We start from the raw sequence: 20,771 nt of genomic DNA on the forward strand, positions 1-20,771 counted from the left end.
GCTGCGATAGCGGCCTCAGACCTTGAACTGATTGATCAACCGCCGCTGCTGCTCCGCCAACTTGGTCAAATCCGCACTCGCTGCGCTGGACTCATCCGCACCACCCGCCACCTCATTGGCCACCTGGCCGATATTGATCACATTGCGATTGATGTCCTCGGCCACGGCGCTCTGCTCTTCGGCCGCGCTGGCGATTTGCGTGTTCATGTCGTTGATCACCGACACCGCCTGGGTAATGGTCTCCAGCGCTTCGGCCGCCTTCGCCGCGTGCTGCACGCTTTCGTCGGTACGGTTCTGGCTGTCTTCCATCACCCGCACCACATCGCGCGTGCCTTGTTGCAGCTGTTGGATCATGGTCTGGATTTCTTCGGTGGCTTTTTGGGTTTTCTGCGCCAGGTTGCGCACCTCATCGGCCACCACCGCAAAGCCACGCCCTTGCTCACCGGCGCGGGCCGCTTCGATGGCGGCGTTGAGCGCCAGCAGGTTGGTCTGCTCGGCAATCCCGCGAATCGCCGTGAGGATCGCGTTGATATTTTCGCTGTCCTTGGCCAGGGTTTGCACCACACCGACCGCCTTGCCGATTTCTTCAGCCAGCGCGCCGATGGAAGTGGACGTGTCGCGCACAATACGCATGCCTTGGCTTGCGGCCTGGTCGGCATGGCTGGCGGCTTGCGCGGCCTGGGTGGCGTTGCGTGCCACGTCTTGCGCAGTGGCGGTCATTTCGTGCACAGCGGTGGCCACCTGGTCGATCTCGACCATCTGTTTATGCACGCCCTGGTTGGTGCGAATCGCGATGTCGGCGGTGTGTTCCGACGAGTCGCTGACCTTCTGCACCGAACTCACGACCTGAGTGATCATGCCCTGCAACTTGATCAGGAAGGTATTAAAGCCGTTGGCAATCGCGCCCAGCTCATCGGCGCGATCACTGGTGAGGCGGCGGGTAAGGTCGCCTTCGCCCTGGGCGATATCGTTGAGCATGGCCACCATTTGCTTGAGCGGGCGGGCGATGCCATGGCCCACCAGCCAGATCACCAGCAAACCGATACCGGCGATCAACAGGCCGACCATGGCCATACCGAAGGTGTCGGTCTTGCGCTGGGCTTGCAGGTCGCTTTGCAGCTTCTGCGAGTCGGCCATTACCGCACTCAGCGGCAGTTGCAGCATCAAGGTCCAGCGCGCTTCGGCCTGGCCGATGTTGAAGGGCAGGAACAGCTCGATATGCCCGTGCTCCTTGTCGATGTCGTAGCGCACTTCGCCGACTTTCAACTGGCCGAGGTTGGCCAGCTCGTTGCTGTCGAGCAGGTCGCTGGCTTTTTCGCCAAGCTTGCTGGCGTCCTTGGTATAGGCCACCAGGCGACCGTTGCTGGAGATCAGCGCCAGTTCGCCGGCGCCGTTGTACAGGTTCTGGTCGGCGCGGGTGAGCATGTCCTGGATGAAGTTCACCGACAGGTCGGCGCCGACGATGCCCTGGAACGTGCCGTCGACCATGATCGGTTCGATAAACGAGGCGAGCATCACCATCGCATTCCCGACTTTATAAGGCGCCGGGTCGATGGCGCAGGGCTTCTTGCTCTCTTTGGAGCACAGGTAGTACTCACTGGCGCGCACGCCGGTTGACAGGATCTTCTGATCGTTGACGTCAGCGAGCTTATCCAGGCCCAGGCTGCCATCGGCGTTGCGGTACCACCACGGCAGGAAACGGCCGTCGGTGCCCATGCCGACAATCGCGGTGTTCACGTAGGCAGCGTCGTTATGGTCGATGGCATTGGGCTCCCAGCCGATGTAGGCGCCGAGGATTTTCGGGTTGCGCACCACGGTTTCATGCAGCAGGTTGATCAATTGCTCGCGGCCGACCTGCAGCGCGGGTTCGCCCTTGGCGTCTTTCATCGCCAGCAGGGCATTGGCGGTGGCCAGGCCTTTGGCGGTCACCAGTGGTGCCTCCAGTTCGCGCTGAATCAGCGTGGCCTGGGTTTGCGCCAAAGCGGTGAGGCGCTGCTCGATGATCTGCTCAAATTGCGCCTGGGTGCGCTCCTGCACCAGCTCCTGGGTGCGGGCACCGGCAAACACTGCATAGAGCACCAGCACTGCGACCACACTCAGCACGATGGCCCCGGTCAATGCGGCGACAGAAAACTGAATCGACTTGAATTTCATGGAGGCTCCAGGCGCAGGGCAGGTGGGCTGCCTTTTTGTATCGGCCATGGGCACTGGAGGCTTAAGGCTTGGCGGGCGAAATAGTGCGAGATGTCGCAAACGGGCAGTTCGCCGCCGCTGTGGGTGTGTGGGATGTATCTGAAAGTTAGTGGTTACACGTCGTGTGTATCTGGCGCAGATACACATGACCGCCTAGGATACGCGCCAGGATTTCAGGGAGAGCGTCATGAAAAAGTCATTGGTGGTAAGTGTACTCAGTGCAGCGATGCTGCTGGCCGGTTGCCAGGTGGTCAACACCACCAGTGGCGGTGCCGTTGGCGTTGAGCGCAAGCAATATATGTACAGCCTGTTGTCGAGTCAGGAAGTCGACCAGATGTATGCCCAGTCCTATCAAAAGACCTTGGGCGAGGCGAGCAGCAAAGGTGTCGTCGACAAGACGAGTGCCAACGCCAAGCGCGTGCAGGCGATTGCCAAGCGTTTGATCGTGCAAGTACCGGCGTTCCGCCCGGACGCGGCGCAGTGGCAATGGGAAGTGAACCTGATCAAAAGCGACGAGATCAACGCTAACTGCGGGCCAGGCGGCAAGATATTCGTATACAGCGCGCTGATCGACGACCTCAAGTTGACCGATGACGAGTTGGCGGCGGTGATGGGGCATGAAATCGCCCACGCCTTGCGCGAGCACAGTCGTGAGGCCATGTCCAAAGCGTACGGTATCGAAATGGCCAAGCAGGGCGCCTCAGCCTTGTTGGGGTTGGGCCAAGACAGTATGGCGATTGGTGATGCTGCCGTTAAATACGGCCTGACGTTGCCCAACAGTCGCGGCAACGAGAATGAAGCCGACTTGATCGGCCTGGAGCTTTCGGCCCGCGCCGGCTACAACCCGAATGCAGCGATCACCTTGTGGAACAAGATGGCCAAGGCTTCCCAGGGCGGGACGCCCGAGTTCATGAGCACTCACCCGGCCTCCGACAGCCGAATCGCCTCGTTGCAGGCGGCTATTCCGAAGGTGATGCCGCTGTACCAGCAGGCCAAAAAGTCCTGAGTTAACGCGGTCCAGTGTGGGAGCCGGGCTTGCCCGCGATGCAGGCGACTCGGTTTGTAAGGTGTACCGAGGTGATGCCATCGCAGGCAAGCCAGCTCCCACAGGTTTACATCGAGTTTAGATCCAGCCGCTGCTTTGCATGGCCTTGTATACCGCCACCACCGCCAGGACGAAAAACGCCGTAGCCGCCAGTCGACGAATCAAGGTCAGCGGCAGTTTTTCCGCCGCAAAATTCCCCGCCAATACCACCGGCACGTTGGCAATCAGCATGCCCAGCGTGGTGCCGATAATCACCAGCCACAACTCCGGGTACTGCGCCGCCAGCATCACCGTGGCGATCTGGGTCTTGTCACCGATTTCGGCGAGGAAGAACGCAATCAGCGTGGTCAGGAACGGCCCGAACTTGCGCGTGGTACTGGCTTCGTCATCGTCGAGTTTGTCCGGCACCAAAGTCCACAGCGCGGTGGCACAGAAGCTCGCTGCGAGGATCCAGTGCAACACCGCATCCGAGAAGAAACTGCCGAACCAGGCCCCCACGGCACCGGCGGCCGCATGGTTGGCCAGGGTCGCGGCGACAATGCCGGCGATGATCGGCCAGGGTTTGCGAAAGCGTGCGGCAAGGATGAGCGCGAGCAGTTGCGTCTTGTCGCCGATTTCGGCCAAGGCAACGATTGCGGTAGGAACGAGTAATGAATCCAGCATCAGGTAGGTTTCCAGGGGCGGGCCGACACGGCTATGACACGTACAGCCTTCCCGCCCCGGGTAAGGTGTGCGTGTCATAGGTCTTGTCAAACCCCGGTCCGTCTGTGCGGACTCCTGGGTCGCATACGCCATGGTCTGTTGACCAAGTATGTTGACGTATGCCGGACGAGCATGGCGCTCGTGGGAGACTACTCCCCTAGGACGGAGCGGATTCTGCCTAGGCAAAACCCATTCGGCAAGCGTTCTTTTTCAAATCGCCCTCAGCCGCGTTTGGCACGGTAAATGCGAAAACCATTGCCCTCGGCCTTGATCGCACACACGCCCAAGTGCTCTTCGATCAGCGGTTGATACTTGAGGAAACTGTTGGCGACCAAGCGAAGTTCGCCACCTTTTGCCAGGTGTTTCGCCGCTTTTCGCAGCAGGTTTTCCGTAGCGAAATAATCCGTATGTACACCGACATGGAACGGCGGGTTGCTTAAAATCGCGTTCAAACCCATCGGCGCGGCGTCGATACCGTCACCGGTCAACACCTCGGCTTCCAGACCGTTGGCCGCCAGAGTCAGGCGGCTGCTGGCGGCGGCGAAGGCGTCCACATCGAGCATCGTCACGCTGTTATGCGGGTAACGGCGCTTGACCGCAGCCCCGAGCACGCCGGCGCCGCAACCAAAGTCGAGCAGATGCCCGCTCGGCAACTTATCCAGGTGCTCCAGCAGCAGCTCGGTGCCGCGATCCAGGCGACCATGGCTGAACACGCCGGGCAGGCTCACCACCTTCAGCGGCCCTTCGGCCAGCGGCACCTCGAAGACTTGCGCCAGGCTTTCCAGCTCGACCGCTTGCGGGGCGTTGGCCACGGTGACTTGCCAAAGTTGGCAATGCCGCGCGTTGTCGAGCTTGCGCGGCTTGCCGTACGGAATCATCTGCTTGGCGGCACTTTCGATGCCGCCCTTTTTCTCCCCGACCAAAAACAGCTCGGCGCCGGGCAAGCGTGCGGCCACGGCGTTGAGCAGGTAGTCGGTGAGGTCTTTGGATTTTGGAAGGAAAATCACTGCCGCATCAAACCCGCGTTCGGGCTCGTTCACGCCGAACTGGCTGCGCTCGGGAAAGCGCGCATCCAGTGCGGCCTGGTCGCCGGCATGCCAGCTCCAGCCGTGGGCATTGGGCAGTCGGCCGAGCAAGTCGTCAGCGGGCAAACCTACCAGCAGCAGGTTGCCTTGAAAAAGTTCGGCCTGACGAAGCAGTACTTCACTGCGCGGATCCATAGTCTGCTCCTTGAAAAGGGGCGCAGTTTATCAACTGACGACGCGCAGCGGGGCACCGCTGAAAAAGCCTCGGGCGTTTTCGGCCAGTTGGCCGACGATACGCTGGCGCGCTTCGCGACTGCCCCATGCGTTGTGCGGGGTGACGATCAAGCGGGGAATGTCGCCGGCCAGCAACGGGTTGCCATTCACGGGTGGTTCCACGCTCAGCACGTCGGTGGCCGCGCCGCCCAAATGGCCGCTGCGCAAGGCATCTGCCAGCGCCTGCTCGTTGATCAAACCACCACGCGCGGTGTTGACGATAAACGCGCCCGGCTTGAGCAGTGCCAGTTCACGGGTGCCGATAAAGTCGCGAGTGTGTTCATTGAGCGGGCAGTGCAAGGTCAGCGCGTCGACCTGTGCGAGCAACTCATCCAGCGGCACGCGGTCGGCGCGGGCAGGGCGCCCGGGAATGGCGCCGAGCACCACGCGCATGCCAAAAGCTTCGGCCAGGCGTGCCACCGCGCCGCCCAGTTCACCATGGCCGAGCAGGCCGAGGGTTTTGCCTTCCAGCTCGACAATCGGGTAGTCCAGCAGGCAGAACTGCTTGGCCTGTTGCCATTTGCCTGCCGTTACATCCTGTTGATAGTCCTTCAGACGCGTCGCCAGGTTGAGCAGCAGCATGATCGTGTGTTGCGCCACCGATGGCGTGCCGTAGCCGTGGCAATTACTCACGGTAATGCCGTGTGCGCGGGCGGCGTCGAGGTCGATGTTGTTGGTGCCGGTGGCCGACACCAGGATCAGCTTGAGCTCAGGGCAGGCCGCCAGGGTTTGCGCGTTGAGGGGGATCTTGTTACTGATCACCACCTGGGCGCCTTGCACGCGTTCAAGCACATTCTGTGGCGTGGTGTCGGTGAACAGCTGCAAATCACTGAAGCTGTTGCGCAGCTCGCTGAGGTCGAGGTCGCCCAGGTCCAGGGACGGGTGATCAAGGAAGACGGCGCGGCGATTGTTCATTCTCAACTGTACCTTTTGCGACGAGGTTCGAAGGCGTAATCTGCCGAGCCTATCAGATGAAATAATCAGTTACTTAATGGAGTGAGCATGTACGTCGCCGAGTTTTTGACCGTAGCCCTTATTCACTTGTTGGCAGTGGCCAGCCCCGGCCCGGATTTCGCCGTGGTGGTGCGTGAAAGTGTTACCCATGGCCGTCGCGCCGGCACCTGGACCGCATTGGGCGTGGGTTCGGCGATTTTCCTGCACGTGGGGTACTCGCTGCTCGGCATCGGCTTGATCGTGTCGCAGTCCATTGTGCTGTTCAACGCGCTGAAGTGGGCCGCCGCTGCGTACCTGCTGTACATCGGCTTCAAGGCTTTGCGCGCGCAGCCGGCCAAGCCGCCCGCCGAGGGCGAGTTGCACCGTGAAGTCGGCGAGCGCACCCCACGCGGGGCGTTTACCGCAGGGTTTGTCACCAATGGCTTGAACCCGAAGGCCACGCTGTTCTTCCTGTCGCTGTTCACGGTGGTGATCAACCCGCACACGCCACTGGCGATCCAGGCTGGTTACGGTGTGTACCTGGCAGTGGCGACGGCGTTGTGGTTCTGCCTGGTGGCCATGCTGTTCAGCCAGCAGCGCGTGCGCGCCGGGTTTGCGCGGATGGGGCATTGGTTCGATCGGACCATGGGCGCGGTGCTGATTGCCATTGGTGTGAAGTTGGCGTTTACCAGCATGAAATAAAGCCACACGGGTAACACACGGCCACTGTGGGAGCCGGGCTTGCCCGCGATGCAGGCGCCTCGGTGTATCAGTTGCACCGAGGCGACGCTATCGCAGGCAAGCCAGCTCCCACAGGGAATCGCTATAAGGCTCCAGTAGTGGCGCAAAGCTAGCATTCATTGGCCGCTGCAAATCATTCCTTTGGCTGATTTGGCTGAAACATTAGCGCTCTACAGTGCAGTTCTTAGCCAAGACCGTGCAGTCAGATAAGGGATTCGTATGTTGCAGACCCGTGTTATCCCGCCCGCCGAAGGCGCTTACCAATACCCGTTGTTGATCAAACGCCTGTTAATGTCCGGGGCGCGTTACGAGAAGACCCGGGAAATCATCTACCGCGACAAGCTGCGTTACACCTACCCAACCCTGATCGAGCGGGTCGCGCGCCTGGCCAATGTGCTGACCCAAGCCGGGGTCAAGGCCGGTGACACCGTGGCAGTGATGGACTGGGACAGCCACCGTTACCTGGAGTGCATGTTCGCCATCCCGATGATCGGCGCGGTGATCCACACCATCAACGTGCGCCTGTCGCCGGAACAGATTCTCTACACCATGAATCACGCCGAGGACCGCTTTGTGCTGGTCAACAGCGAGTTCGTGGGGCTCTACCAGGCGATTGCCGGGCACCTGACCACCGTCGACAAGACCTTGCTGCTCACCGACGCTGACGCCAAGACTGCCGAGTTGCCGAACCTGGTCGGCGAGTACGAAACCCTGCTGGCGGCCGCCAGCCCCAAGTACGACTTCCAGGACTTCGACGAAAATTCCGTCGCCACCACCTTCTACACCACCGGCACCACCGGCAACCCCAAGGGTGTGTACTTCACCCATCGCCAGTTGGTGCTGCACACCATGGGCGTGGCCACCATCATGGGCAGTGTCGACAGCGTGCGCCTGCTGGGCACCAACGACGTGTACATGCCGATCACACCGATGTTCCACGTCCACGCCTGGGGCTTGCCGTATGTGGCAACCATGCTCGGTTTGAAGCAGGTCTACCCCGGCCGTTACGACCCGGAATACCTAGTGGAGCTGTGGCGAAAAGAAAAGGTCACCTTCTCCCACTGTGTGCCGACCATCCTGCAAATGGTGCTCAACGCCAAGGCCGCCCAAAACGTGGATTTTGGCGGCTGGAAAATCGTCATCGGCGGCAGCGCGCTCAACCGCACGTTGTATGAAGCGTCCAAGGCGCGGGGCATTCAGCTGACGGCCGCGTATGGCATGTCCGAAACCGGGCCGCTGGTGTCCTGCGCCCATCTCAACGAAGAGTTGATGGCCGGCACCGAAGACGAGCGCACCACCTACCGCATCAAGGCCGGCGTGCCCGGGCCGTTGGTGGAAGCGGCAATTATCGACGGCGACGGCAACTTTTTGCCCGCCGACGGCGAGTCCCAGGGTGAACTGGTGCTGCGTGCGCCGTGGCTCAGTGAAGGTTATTTCAATGAGCCGCAAAAGGGCGCCGAACTGTGGGAAGGCGGCTGGATGCACACCGGTGACGTGGCCACCCTGGACGCGTTTGGCGTGATCGATATTCGCGACCGCATCAAGGACGTGATCAAGACCGGCGGCGAGTGGATTTCGTCATTGGCCCTCGAAGATCTGGTCAGCCGTCACCCGGCGGTACGCGAAGTAGCGGTGGTGGGCATCGCCGACCCGCAATGGGGCGAGCGCCCGTTTGCGTTGCTGGTGGTGCGTGACGGCCATGTGATAGGTGCCCGAGAGCTTAAGGAGCACCTCAAGCCGTTCGTGGAGTTGGGGCACTTGAGCAAGTGGGCGATTCCAAGCCAGATCGCCGTTGTTACTGAAATTCCCAAGACCAGTGTCGGCAAACTCGACAAAAAACGTATCCGCGTTGACATCATCGAGTGGCAGGCCAACAACAGCACGTTCCTGTCCACGCTCTGACCCCCTTCGCCGCGCCGGTTCGGGCGCGGCAATGCTCTAACTCGCGGCTTCACTTGTGATTTCAGAATTTTCAGCCATCCTTCCCGCGCCGGCCTTCGTCGGCGTGGCGAAAGGGTTGTGGCAGACAGGTTGGTGATGCAAATCACACTTTAGAGGGATCAAGCGCTACCCCCTGCTGGCTATAGTCCCATTCAGAGTTTTTCACGGATGTTGCGCTGCGGGCCATGGGGGCCCGGTTGCCGTTCGGCATTGGGATCGTTGTATTCCGGCCGTTACATGCATCCAGAAGAAAGAACTCACTGCCATAACAATAATGCACATGGAGTAGCGTCGATGACCTCAGTAAACCAGTTCTGGCGCCGGGCAAGACTGCCCCTGGCCGTCAGTCTCGCTTCTACGCTCGCCGGGCCCGCATTCGGCGTCAGTTTCAACATCGGTGAAATCGAAGGCAGCTTCGACTCATCCCTGTCGGTGGGGGCGAGCTGGTCGACTGCCGGTCGCAATAAAGACCTGATCGGTGCCAACAACGGTGGCAGAGGGCTGTCGCAGACCTCCGATGACGGCCACTTGAACTTCGACAAGGGCGATTCCTTCTCGAAGATCTTCAAGGGTATCCATGACCTTGAGTTGAAATATGGCGACACCGGCATCTTTGTGCGTGGCAAGTACTGGTATGACTTCGCGCTGCAAAACGAAGACCTGGACTTCAAGAACGTCAGCAACAACAACCGCAAAGAGGGCGCCAAGTCTTCCGGTGGGCAGATCCTCGATGCCTTCATCTACCACAACTACACCATCGCCGATCAGCCGGGTAACGTGCGGTTTGGCAAGCAGGTGGTGAGCTGGGGTGAAAGCACCTTCATTGGTGGCGGTATCAACTCCATCAACCCGATCGACGTGTCCGCGTTCCGTCGTCCGGGCGCCGAGATCAAGGAAGGCTTGATTCCGGTCAACATGTTCTACGTCTCGCAGACCCTGACCGATAACCTGTCCGCAGAAGCGTTTTATCAGCTGGAGTGGGACCAGACCGTCACCGATAACTGCGGCACATTCTTCTCCCAGCCGGACGTCATCTCGGATGGTTGCAGCAATAACCTGCGGGTGCTGAACAAGCGCTCCACCATCCCTGGCGCGGCCTTGCCCACCCTTAACGCCCTGGGCGTGGACGTGAACAACGAAGGTGTGCTGGTACGTCGCGGCGGTGACCGTGATGCACGCGACAGCGGCCAGTTCGGCGTGGCCATGCACTACAACTTCGAGCCGCTGGACACGGAGTTCGGTGCGTACTTCATGAACTATCACAGCCGTGCGCCGATCTTCAGCGCCACCGGCGCGCCAAACTCGGCCTACACCCGTCCGCTGGGGCCGCTGGCGGCTTTGCGTCCGTTGATCGTGGCAGGCAGCTCCCAGTACTTTGTTGAGTACCCGGAAGATATCCGCCTCTACGGCTTGAGCTTCTCCACCACGCTGCCTACCGGCACCGCCTGGAGTGGTGAATTGAGCTACCGGCCAAACGCGCCGGTGCAACTGAGCACCACCGATATCCTGTACGCGGGCGTCACGCCGATTCCGGGCTTTGGCAATGCATCGGTGCTCAAGGGCACACCGGGCCAGGACCTGCACGGCTACAACCGTAAGGAAGTGACCCAGTTCCAGACCACCTTCACGCACTTCTTCGACCAGGTCATGGGCGCTTCTCGCCTGACCACCGTGGGCGAAATCGGCGTGACCCATGTGGGCGGCCTGGAGAGCAAAAACCAGGCACGTTATGGCCGTGATCCGGTCTTCGGCCCTGGCACGCTACCCGGCGGCTTCTGCAATGCGCTTAACAATTCGACAGCCAACGGCGCAGGCCTGCCCAATGCGTCCGGCCTGAACACCAATTGCAACAACGACGGCTACACCACCGCCACGTCCTGGGGTTATCGCGCCCGGGCCATTTGGGAATACCCGGATGTGTTTGCCGGTGTGAACCTCAAGCCCAACGTGGCCTGGTCCCATGACGTCAAAGGTTATTCGCCTGGCCCTGGCGGCAACTTTGAAGAAGGTCGCAAGGCCGTCAGCCTGGGTGTGGATGCCGAGTACCAGAACACCTACACCGTCAGCCTCAACTACACCAACTTCTTTGGTGGCAAGTTCACCACCGTGGATGACCGTGACTTCATCGCGCTGAGCGCCGGCGTGAACTTCTAAGCACAACCTCTTTAAGCAGTCTGTTTTCAGGAAGAACCAGAACATGAAAATAACTAAAAGTCTGTTGCACGTGGGTGTGCTTGGGCTGTCGATCCTGGCGAGCAACGTCATGGCGGCAGTCTCGGCGGATGAAGCCGCCAAGTTGGGCACGACCCTGACGCCGATGGGCGCTGAAATGGCCGGTAACGCGGCCGGCACCATTCCTAAATGGTCGCCGCTGCCTACCAACGCCGGCGCCGTGGATGCCCGTGGCTTCCTGGCCAACCCGTATGCCAGCGAACAGCCGCAGTTCACCATCACCGCGCAGAACGTCGAGCAGTACAAAGACAAGTTGGCGCCGGGGCAGTACGCGATGTTCAAGCGCTACCCTGACACTTTCAAGATGCCGGTCTACCCGACCCATCGCGGCGCTACCGTGCCGGCCGATGTGTTTGCCTCGATCAAGAAGAACGCCACCAGCACCAACCTGGTGTCCGGCGGCAACGGCCTGGAAAACTTCGAAACCGCGATTCCGTTCCCGATTCCTAAGAGCGGCGTGGAGGTCATCTGGAACCACATCACCCGCTATCGCGGTGGCAGCGTGACCCGCCTGGTAACCCAGGCCACGCCGCAAACCAATGGCTCGTTCAGCCTGGTGTACTTCCGCGATCAGTTCGTGTTCCGCGACAAAATGAAGGACTACGACCCGAAAAACCCGGGCAACGTGCTGTTCTACTTCAAGCAGCAAGTGACTGCACCGGCGCGTCTGGCCGGTGGCGTGCTGCTGGTGCACGAAACCCTGGACCAGGTGAAAGAGCCGCGTTCGGCGTGGGTCTACAACGCCGGCCAGCGCCGTGTGCGCCGGGCGCCGCAAGTGTCCTATGACGGGCCAGGTACCGCCGCCGATGGCCTGCGTACCTCCGACAACCTCGACATGTACAACGGTGCCCCGGATCGCTACGACTGGAAGCTCGAAGGCAAGAAAGAAATCTACATTGCCTCCAACAGCTACAAGATCGACGATCCGAAGCTCAAGTACGCCGACATCATCAAGGCCGGCCACATCAACCAGGACCTGGCTCGCTATGAGCTGCGCCGAGTCTGGCACGTGGTTGCGACCTTGAAGGAAGGCCAGCGCCACATCTATGCCAAGCGTGATTTCTTCATCGACGAAGACACCTGGCAAGCGGCGGTCATCGACCACTATGACGGTCGTGGCCAACTGTGGCGCGTCGCCGAAGCCCATGCCGAGAACTACTACGACAAGCAAGTGCCGTGGTACGCCATCGAAACCCTCTACGACCTGCAGTCCGGCCGCTACCTGGCCCTGGGCATGAAGAACGAAGAGAAGCAGGCCTATGACTTCGGTTTCACCGCTTCCACCGCAGACTTCTCCCCGGCGGCCTTGCGCCAGGATGGGGTTCGCTAAGCTGCTTTAACTGAGGCCGCACCCTCAGCGTGAAGCCCCGACTGGTTCGGGGCTTTTTTATGTGGGGATATTTTTTGTCGCAGTTCTTTTTCAGGCAAATGCCGCAAAGATCTACAAACCCGCCGCTTTTACCGCTAGTCTGCGGACATCTGCAATGCCGACAACAGCCTTCTACAAGAGCCCGGCGATGACTGATCTGTCCCGAATCCAAGGGCCTGCGAGCGCGGTGATTCCGACCCTGGAAGCGCGTTTCTACAGGCCACCGCTGCCTGACGGCTACGTGCTGCGCCCTCGCCTGTGCGAACGCCTGAGTGCTGGCCTTGCGGGGCGACTGTTGCTGGTGAGCGCCCCGGCCGGGTTCGGCAAGAGTTCGTTGGCGGTGGAGTTTTGTCAGAGTCTGCCGGCGCATTGGCAAAGCCTGTGGCTGGGCCTGAGCCCACGGGATAACGACCCCGGCCGCTTCCTTGAGCGCTTGCTCGACGGCTTGCAGCAATACTTCCCGCAACTCGGCGCCCAATCCCTGGGCCTGCTGAAAATGCGTCAGCGTCACCAACCCTTTGCCTTTGAAGAATGGCTCGACGGCTTGCTCGACGAGCTGACGCTGCACCTGTCTACACATGCGCCCTTGCTGCTGGTGCTGGATGACTACCATCTGGCCCAAGGCCCGGTGCTGGATCGCTGCCTGCAATTTTTCCTCAATCATTTACCCGATGGGCTGCTGGTTTTGGTCACCAGCCGCCAGCGCCCGGACTGGCACCTGGCGCGGCTGCGACTCTCGCGCCACCTGCTGGAGCTGCACGAACAAGACCTGCGCCTGACCCACGACGAATCGCTGGCCGTACTCGATAGGCACAGCAGCTCGTTGCGCGGCGAAGCCCTGGACAACCTGATTCGTCGCAGCGAGGGCTGGGTGGCTGGCCTGCGCTTCTGGTTGCTGGCCCTTTCCGAAGCCGGCAATGAGGCCGCGTTGCCACAACATTTGCACGGTGGCGAAGGGCTGATCCGCGACTACTTGCTCGAAGAAGTCATTGATTGCCTGCCAGCAGAAGTTCAAGCCTTCCTCTACGACACTGCGCCTCAGGATCGTTTTTGCAGTGAGCTGTGCGACGCCGTGCGCGAAGCCCACGACAGCGCGCATATCCTCGGTTATTTACAGGCCCACCAAGTGTTTCTGGTGCCGCTCGATGAGCAGGGCCACTGGTATCGCTACCACCATCTGTTTTCCGACCTGCTGCGTACCCGTCGTGCGAGCAGTGCCACCGTGCCGATTGCCAGCCTGCACCTGCGTGCCTGCCGCTGGTTCAACACCCAGGGCTTGATCGATGAAGCGGTGGAACAGGCGTTGCGCGCCGGCCACCTGGATGTGGCGGCGAACCTGGTGCAGAACCTGTCGGAGGAGCAACTGCTGGCCGAACAGAACGTCGGCATGCTGCTGCGCTGGAAGATGGACTTGCCCGACAGCCTGCTGATCAGCACGCCGCGTTTGATCGTGCTCTACAGCTGGGCATTGGGGCTGGCCTGCCAACTGGATGCGGCCGAAGAACTGTCCGGCTACCTCAGCCGCTTCCTGCCGGCACCGTCGGCCACTGCGCAAAAGTCGATGCTGGCACAGTGGCTGGCGCTGAGCGGGATTATCGCTCGAGGCCGAGGCGATCGTGAGTTGACCCTGCGCTACTGCAGCGAGGCGTTGGAAAGCTTGCCGCAAAAACGTTACGGCCAGCGCCTGATGTGCCTGTCGACCCTCTCAAACCTGGCAATCGTCGATGCCGACCTGTGGCGTGCCCGTGGCCTGAATCGCGAATCCCTGGAGCTGGCGCAGCGCGTCGGTAACCCGCTGTTCGAGGCGTTGGCCCATTACGATCGCGCGCGGGTGTTGCAGGCGCGGGGCGAAATCCTGCGTTCCCTGGACGAAGTGCGCCAGGGGCTGCAACGTCTGCATGGCTTGGCGCCGCAGCGGCTGTACGCGGTGCGCGCGCGGTTGTCGCTGTACGAGGGCTATCTGCTGCTGGTGCGCTATCAGCCCGAGGCCGGCCTTGTCCGTTTACGCGCGGGTCTGAACGAAGCCCGCGCCTGCCGGGATATCAGCGTGCTGATCGGGCATTGTGTAATTGCCAGCTTTGAAGGGCGCCGTGGGGACTTTCCCACAGCGTTTGCCGAGCTTGCCGAAGCTGAGCGCTTGATGCACATCTGGGATGTGCCGCCGATCTACTACCTGGCGATGATCACCCTGATCAAATGCGAGCTGTGGCTGGCTCAAGGCCGCACTGACTTGGCAGATGCCTGGTTGACCCGGCTGGGGCAAACCTACAACGGTGAACACGCAGCAGCAGCGCCGGAATTTCACCCGCACTTGCCACAACATATCGAGCTGCAACAGGCTGCGCTGGACGCCACCCGTCATCAGCCGGCCGCCGCGTTGCAACGCCTCGAGGAGCTGGCTCAGCAAGCGCATAACAGTGGGCGGCAAATGATTGCCCTAATGGCCCTGACCCAGCAGGTGCAGTTGCTGCTGGAGTGTGGGCAGCAAGACCAGGCCCGGCAAGTATTGGCCCGCGCCCTTGAGGCGGGCGCCGGTGGGGCGTTGCAACCCTTTCAGCGGCTGCTGGAGAGTTATCCGGACTGGATGCGTGAGCAGCTTGGCCGGGAGGCTCATGGCTTGCTGAACCAGAGTTTGTTGGTGCTGTTACCGGTTGTAGCTGACGCCCAAGTACCGTCCGGCCAGGAAACCCTCAGCGTCCGCGAACTGGCGGTGCTGCAACTGATCGCCCAGGGGTGTTCGAACCAGGAAATCAGCAATCAGTTGTTTATCTCCCTGCACACGGTGAAAACCCACGCCAGCCATATCAACAGTAAGCTGGGTGTAGAGCGCCGGACTCAAGCGGTGGCCCGTGCCAAGTCGATGGGGCTGCTGGCCTGATAATGGGCCAGCTTTCCTGTAGGAGCTGGTGTGTGTGGGAACTGGCTTATGTGGGAGCTGGCTTGCCTGCGATGCAGGCACCTCGGTCTATCAGTCAAACTTAGGTGATGCTATCGCAGGCAAGCCAGCTCCCACACTGGTCTGACTGTCTCGCTACGGCGCAGTCGGGCACGCTTTCAGCGACGTGTCGGCGGTTTTGCTGACCAACGCGGCAAAACGCTTGAGGTTGTTCTGATGCGCCACCACCAAGTCATCAATGCTCGGGCCTGCGGGTGTCTGCAAGGTGGTGCGGCAAGTCAGCGGTGCGGCATCTCCCCCGCTTGTGGACCGCAGGCGCCAGCGCACATCGAGCAGCGCGTATTGGCCCGGCGCCGAGTCAAATCGCTGCACTTCAAGGCGCAACGACAGGGGCTGCCGGGCGTGACTGTTGGCCAGTTGATCCACCAGCGCGCTTTTCAGCTCATCGGCCAGGGTTGCGGCCCACCATTGGGTTTCAAGGATCGCCACGCCACTGTCGCCCTGGCGAATCACGATTTGTGCGCGGTCGACCTGGGGCGGCACGCTGATGCTTTCAATGCGGATATCGCTGGCCTGTGCCTGAGTGCTGTTATTCCAGTGCACCGGGGTGAGAGTGTGGAACGCAATCGGCTCACTGCGACAGGCCGCGAGCAGCACCAGCGCGGCGACCAGGGTAAGTTTCAAGGGAAAGGTCATGGCGGCTCCAATGGTCATTTGCGCGGCGGCCCTTGCAGGTCTGTTGGCGCGGCGTTGTCAGGGCGACCGCGGATCAGCGATTCCGGATGCCGGCCCAGGTAGTCCGACAGTTCGCGCAAGGAGCGCGACATGCGTGCCAGTTCATCCAGGGTCTGGGTCAGTTGTTCACGCTGCGGCGAGTCTTCGGCCAGGGTTGAGTTGGCCGACTGCAAGGTCTTGCTCACGTCACCCAGGGTGCTCTGCACGCCAGGCAGGGTCTTGGCGTTGAACTGGGCAAGGCTTTTGCGCAGCTCAACCAGGCTGCCGTCGAGGTTGCCGGCGATGCGCTCCATCGGCAGTTGGTTGACCTTGTTGACGATGCCTTCGAGTTTCTCCTGCAACTGTTCCAGATTGCCGGGGATGGTCGGAATGTTGACCGGGCGCAGGTTCGGGTCAAACGTGACTTTGTCGGCTTTCGGGAAAAAATCCAGGGCGATGTACAGCTGGCCGGTCAGCAGGTTGCCGCTGCGGGCCTGAGCGCGCAGGCCGTTTTCGATAAAGGTGCCGATCAGGCGCACGCCGCCTGCTTCATCGTTAGGGTCATGGTTGGTGGCCTTGAGCAGCTTGGTGTTGGCTTCGCCGAGCAATTGCGGGTAAATCACGATGCCGACGTTGATCGGGAAACTGCGTTTTTTGGCATCGAAGTCCAGGTTGATCGACACCACTTTGCCGAACTCGACCCCAAGAAATTCCACCGGCGCGCCGACCTTGAGCCCACGCAATGCCTGATCAAAACGCAGCGCCATGTATTGCCCTTGACCGTTGGGCGGGGCGAGGGCGCTTTGCTGGTCGTCGAACAGTTCATAGGTGTGATCTTCGCTGGCCGGTTTGTCGTTGGGGCTGTAGGGCGGTGCCTGGAATGCGATGCCGCCGGCCAACATCGATGACAAGGACTCGGTTTTCAGCGCAAAACCATTGGCGCCGACGCTCAGGTCAATGCCGCTGGCATTCCAGAATCGCGTGTTTTCGGTGACGTACACATCATTGGGCGCATGCACGAAAACCTCGATCTTCACGCCCTTGCCATCGTCATCCAGCTCGTAGGCCACCACCTGGCCCACCGGGATCTTGCGGTAGTACACCGGCGAGCCGATATCCAGCGAGCCCAGGCCCTGGGTATGCAACGTGAAGCGTTTGCCCGGCTCGCCATAGGTGATGGGCGGCGGGTTTTCCAGGCCCTTGAACTGTTTGGCGCGGGTATCGGATTGGCCGATATCGGCACCGATATAGTCACCGGACAGCAGGGTATCGATGCCCGACACGCCACCGGCACCGATGCGCGGGCGCACCACCCAGAACTTGGAGTCTTCACGGGTGAAGCTTTCCGCCTGCTTGGCCAACTTGATGGTGGCGTTGACGCTTTTCTGGTCATCGCTCAAGGCCACATCCGAGACTTGGCCGATCACCACGTTGCGGTATTTGACTTCGGTTTTATTGGCGACCAGGCCGTTGCCGGTCTTGAAGTTAAGGACGATGATAGGCCCCTGTTGCAGCACGCTGTGTACCACCAGCGAGATGCCCACCAGCACCGCCACGATCGGCACGATCCACACCAGCGAAACGCTGAAGCGCCGCGTCTTGATCGCCGGTGAGCCGGCGGGGGTGTCAGTGTTGCGTGAACTCATCCGAGATCTCCTCGTTGTGTGGGTTTTCCCAGATCAGGCGCGGGTCGAAACTCATCGCCGCGAGCATGGTGAACACCACCACCAGACCAAAAAACAAAATGCCCAGGCGCGGCTCGATGGTGCCCAGCGCCTGGAACTTGACCAGCGCGGCCACCAGCGCGACCACAATCACATCGAGCATGGACCAGTAGCCGATCAGCTCGACAAACCGAAACAGCTTCGAGCGCTCCTTGCGCGCCCACAGGCTGTTGCGCTGCACGGTGACCAGCAGCAGGGTCAGCGAGAGAAACTTGATACCCGGCACCGCAATGCTGGCAATGAAAATGATCAGGGCAATGTCCCAGGCACCATGCTGCCAGAACTCCAGCACGCCGCTCATGATGGTGCTGTCCGCGCCGGAACCAAGCAGGGTGGTGTTCATCACTGGCAATAAATTCGCCGGGATATAAAACGCCAGTGCCGTGAGCATGTAGGCCCAGGTGCGGGTCAGCGAGTGGAGTTTGCGCCGATGCAGCGGCGCGCCGCAGCGTTCACACTCGCTGGGTTCGTCGCGCATGTCGCACGGCTGGCCGCAGGTATGGCACAGGCACAGGTTGAGTTCACGGGCGGTCGGTGGTGAGTTCATACGGCGTCCCACAAGTCGCGTACGTCACGCCCGGCGATGCGAATCAGCAGCAAGGCGAGGGCGGCGAGGGCGAACAGGCCGGTGCCGGGGATCACGTCGAGCATGCCGGCCAGCTTGAACACCGCAACCATGGCGCCCAGCAGGCAGACTTCGAGCATGCTCCACGGCCTCAGCGCTTCCAGCCAGCGCATGCACAGTTTGAACGCTGGCGAGCGCTTGCCGGCCAGGGCGAAACTCAGCACCCACATCAGCAAGAGCAACTGAAACACCGGCGCGATGATGATCGAGATCGCCGCGACCAGCGCAATAAAAGTGATCGGCCCCAGGCTCAGCGCGACCACCGAGTCCCACAGGGTCGCGCTGTTTTTCAAGCCTTTGAGGCTGATGCTCATCACCGGATAGAAATTGGCAAAGGTCCACAGCACCGCTGCGGTAACGGTCAGCGCGAGGCGCTGTTGCACCGACAACCCGTTGTAGCGCTGCAACACGCCCGCGCAACGGGTGCACAGGGCCTTTTGATGTTTGGCGAGCGTGACCTTTTCGTACACGCAATCGCAGTGTTCGCAGATGATCCGAGGATTGGCCATACGTCTTGCTCCAAATGCGACGCTGCGGTGCGGGTTCCATGGCGCTGGAGTAGCTTAGCAGCTGATGCCCTTCGAATCCGCAGCAAGCTCCACCATACTGCGCCTGGAATGTGCCATAGAGCTTGCAGGAACGCCCATGAATATCGAAAAACCCGTGCTGATCCGCGAAACCTTCCCCGTCGGCCCTTTGCAGTGCAACTGCACCATCATTGGCGATCCGATCAGCAAAAAAGCCATAGTGGTCGACCCGGGCGGCAATCACGAGCTGATCCTTGCGCGCCTTGATGCGCTGGGCCTCAAGGTGGTGAGCATTATCCACACCCACGCCCACTTGGATCACTTCCTGGCGTCCGGCCAGTTGAAAGAGAAGACCGGCGCCACGCTGCATTTGCACAAAGAAGACCAATTTCTTTGGGATAACCTGGAAATGCAATGCCAGATGTTTCGTGTGCCCTACACGCCGGTGCCGTCGCCGGACCGCTGGCTGGAGGACGATGAGGAGTTGGCGTGTGGTTGTGGGGTGGCGCTGCATACGCCGGGGCACACACCGGGTTCGATGAGCTTCTGGTTTGCCGATGCCAAGCTGCTGATCGCCGGCGATACCTTGTTCAAGCGCGGCGTGGGGCGTACCGACCTGTGGGGTGGCGACCAGGCGACTATCGTGCGCTCGATCAAGCAGCGGTTGTACACCCTGGATGAGGGCGCGACCGTGGTGACAGGGCATGGGCCGGACACCTGTTTGGGTGATGAGATGCGCGAGAACCCGTTTGTGCGGGCTTGGGGGGACGCCTGGAAATAATTCCTGGGCGGGGGCTGTTCTCTCTCAACCACCGCAGTAGCAAAAAACGCAGGTCGCGTTCAGCCTGCGTCTGCTACGGTTTCCCTGGCGGTGATAGGGGCCAGTATTTTGTTCTGGCTCGGGACGTGGCCACGGAATTTTTACCGTTTGTCGCGTTCCAAACTCCGCACAGGTCGATTGCCAATGTCCTCTGCACCACAGAATGCAAAAGTAGGAGCTCCCTTCATGTTCACTCCGCGTCGTCTGCTTGTTGTCGCTACCGCCGTAGCCCTGTTGTCCGGCTGCGCTTCACCTAATCCTTATGGCGGCAGCCAGGGACAGGCCAGCAACGGTTCCGAAGGGGGTATCAGCAAAACCGCCAAATACGGCGGCCTGGGTGCTCTGGCCGGTGCGCTGGCGGGTGCTGCCATCGACCATAACAACCGTGGCAAGGGCGCACTGATCGGTGGTGCTATTGCAGGCCTGGGCGCCGCCGGTTATGGCTACTACGCCGACCAGCAGGAAAAGAAACTGCGCGAAAGCATGGCCAACACCGGTGTTGAAGTGCAGCGCCAGGGTGACCAGATCAAGTTGATCATGCCGGGTAACATTACCTTCGCGACCAACTCCGACGCCATCGCCAGCAGTTTTTACCAGCCGCTCAACAACCTGGCCAACTCCCTCAAGCAGTTCAACCAGAACACCATCCAGATTGTCGGCTACACCGACAGCACGGGCAGCCGCCAGTTGAACATGGACCTGTCCCAGCGTCGTGCCCAGAGCGTGGCCAACTACCTGACCTCTCAAGGCGTCAGCCCGACCAACCTGAGCGCCCGCGGTGCCGGCCCGGATAACCCGATTGCCAGCAACGCCGATGTGAATGGCCGTGCCCAGAACCGTCGTGTAGAAGTTAACCTCGGCCCGATCCCCGGCCAGCAATACGGCCAGCCTGGTCAACAGCAGCAACAACAGGCGCCGCAGCAGAACAACCAGTTCCAGGGCAACCCGTACCAGCAATACCAGTAAACCCTGGGCAATAAAAAGGGCGCCGTGCAGTCAATGCACGGCGCC

The 20,771-nt window shown here is 60.9% G+C and carries 16 protein-coding genes and 1 riboswitch; of the genes, 8 read left to right on the plus strand and 8 right to left on the minus strand.

Translation table 11 applies throughout. From position 1 onward, the window contains the following. Positions 1-15: 15 nt before the first annotated feature. The gene (locus tag HU759_RS05650; protein ID WP_186616757.1) at positions 16-2,154 is read right to left on the minus strand and encodes a methyl-accepting chemotaxis protein; all 2,139 of its coding nucleotides are present in this window, start codon (positions 2,152-2,154) and stop codon (positions 16-18) included. A gap of 226 nt (positions 2,155-2,380) precedes the next feature. Here HU759_RS05650 and HU759_RS05655 point away from each other — a divergent pair, with 226 nt between their 5' ends. Beyond that, positions 2,381-3,199: a M48 family metallopeptidase gene (locus HU759_RS05655; RefSeq protein ID WP_017138210.1), complete on the plus strand. Its 819-nt coding sequence runs from the start codon at positions 2,381-2,383 to the stop codon at positions 3,197-3,199. A gap of 117 nt (positions 3,200-3,316) precedes the next feature. On the opposite strand, the gene HU759_RS05660 is transcribed toward HU759_RS05655, so the two are convergent. The 3 genes from HU759_RS05660 to HU759_RS05670 all read right to left on the minus strand — a co-directional run bounded on the left by HU759_RS05660 (position 3,317) and on the right by HU759_RS05670 (position 6,153). Beyond that, complete coding sequence (locus HU759_RS05660; RefSeq protein WP_016974259.1) at positions 3,317-3,901, minus strand: TMEM165/GDT1 family protein; 585 nt, start codon at positions 3,899-3,901, stop codon at positions 3,317-3,319. A gap of 89 nt (positions 3,902-3,990) precedes the next feature. After that, positions 3,991-4,110, minus strand: a riboswitch (yybP-ykoY riboswitch). Positions 4,111-4,161: 51 nt separating this feature from the next. Beyond that, entirely contained in the window at positions 4,162-5,160 is a 999-nt protein-coding gene (locus tag HU759_RS05665; protein WP_186616758.1) for a class I SAM-dependent methyltransferase, read from the minus strand. 30 nt (positions 5,161-5,190) lie between these two features. Then, positions 5,191-6,153: a 2-hydroxyacid dehydrogenase gene (locus tag HU759_RS05670; protein ID WP_138449571.1), complete on the minus strand. Its 963-nt coding sequence runs from the start codon at positions 6,151-6,153 to the stop codon at positions 5,191-5,193. Between the two features lie 87 nt (positions 6,154-6,240). Here HU759_RS05670 and HU759_RS05675 point away from each other — a divergent pair, with 87 nt between their 5' ends. The 5 genes from HU759_RS05675 to HU759_RS05695 all read left to right on the plus strand — a co-directional run bounded on the left by HU759_RS05675 (position 6,241) and on the right by HU759_RS05695 (position 15,332). After that, complete coding sequence (locus tag HU759_RS05675) at positions 6,241-6,873, plus strand: LysE family transporter (RefSeq protein WP_056859000.1); 633 nt, start codon at positions 6,241-6,243, stop codon at positions 6,871-6,873. Positions 6,874-7,131: 258 nt separating this feature from the next. Continuing rightward, the gene (locus HU759_RS05680; RefSeq protein WP_017138206.1) at positions 7,132-8,814 is read left to right on the plus strand and encodes a fatty acid--CoA ligase; all 1,683 of its coding nucleotides are present in this window, start codon (positions 7,132-7,134) and stop codon (positions 8,812-8,814) included. Between the two features lie 333 nt (positions 8,815-9,147). Next, entirely contained in the window at positions 9,148-11,007 is a 1,860-nt protein-coding gene (locus HU759_RS05685) for a DUF1302 domain-containing protein (protein WP_017138205.1), read from the plus strand. A 43-nt stretch (positions 11,008-11,050) separates the two neighbouring features. After that, the gene (locus tag HU759_RS05690) at positions 11,051-12,415 is read left to right on the plus strand and encodes a DUF1329 domain-containing protein (RefSeq protein ID WP_017138204.1); all 1,365 of its coding nucleotides are present in this window, start codon (positions 11,051-11,053) and stop codon (positions 12,413-12,415) included. A 187-nt stretch (positions 12,416-12,602) separates the two neighbouring features. Continuing rightward, on the plus strand, positions 12,603-15,332 hold the full coding sequence (locus tag HU759_RS05695; RefSeq protein ID WP_176991348.1) for a LuxR C-terminal-related transcriptional regulator: 2,730 nt from the start codon (positions 12,603-12,605) through the stop codon (positions 15,330-15,332). A 153-nt stretch (positions 15,333-15,485) separates the two neighbouring features. On the opposite strand, the gene HU759_RS05700 is transcribed toward HU759_RS05695, so the two are convergent. The 4 genes from HU759_RS05700 to HU759_RS05715 are packed head-to-tail and all read right to left on the minus strand — an operon-like array spanning position 15,486 to position 18,922. Then, a complete protein-coding gene (locus HU759_RS05700; protein WP_170036283.1) occupies positions 15,486-16,046 on the minus strand; it encodes a PqiC family protein in 561 nt (186 codons plus the stop codon). Positions 16,047-16,060: 14 nt separating this feature from the next. After that, complete coding sequence (locus tag HU759_RS05705; protein WP_017138201.1) at positions 16,061-17,710, minus strand: MlaD family protein; 1,650 nt, start codon at positions 17,708-17,710, stop codon at positions 16,061-16,063. Beyond that, positions 17,691-18,335, minus strand: a complete 645-nt coding sequence (locus HU759_RS05710) for a paraquat-inducible protein A (protein WP_017138200.1) — start codon at positions 18,333-18,335, stop codon at positions 17,691-17,693. Before HU759_RS05710 ends, HU759_RS05705 begins: the two co-directional genes overlap by 20 nt. Beyond that, positions 18,332-18,922 (minus strand): paraquat-inducible protein A, encoded by a 591-nt coding sequence (locus HU759_RS05715; protein ID WP_017138199.1) that lies wholly within the window; start codon positions 18,920-18,922, stop codon positions 18,332-18,334. The genes HU759_RS05710 and HU759_RS05715 overlap by 4 nt, the downstream gene beginning before the upstream one ends. Before the next feature lie 136 nt (positions 18,923-19,058). On the opposite strand from HU759_RS05715, the gene HU759_RS05720 reads away from it, so the two are divergent. Continuing rightward, positions 19,059-19,721 carry an MBL fold metallo-hydrolase gene (locus tag HU759_RS05720; protein WP_186616759.1) on the plus strand — a complete coding sequence of 221 codons (663 nt, stop codon included), beginning with the start codon at positions 19,059-19,061 and terminating at the stop codon, positions 19,719-19,721. Between the two features lie 225 nt (positions 19,722-19,946). After that, entirely contained in the window at positions 19,947-20,726 is a 780-nt protein-coding gene (locus tag HU759_RS05725; RefSeq protein WP_017138197.1) for an OmpA family protein, read from the plus strand. The last annotated feature ends 45 nt before the right edge of the window (positions 20,727-20,771 follow it).

It is taken from the genome of Pseudomonas sp. OE 28.3 (assembly GCF_014268205.2).
Taxonomy (GTDB): domain Bacteria; phylum Pseudomonadota; class Gammaproteobacteria; order Pseudomonadales; family Pseudomonadaceae; genus Aquipseudomonas; species Aquipseudomonas edaphica.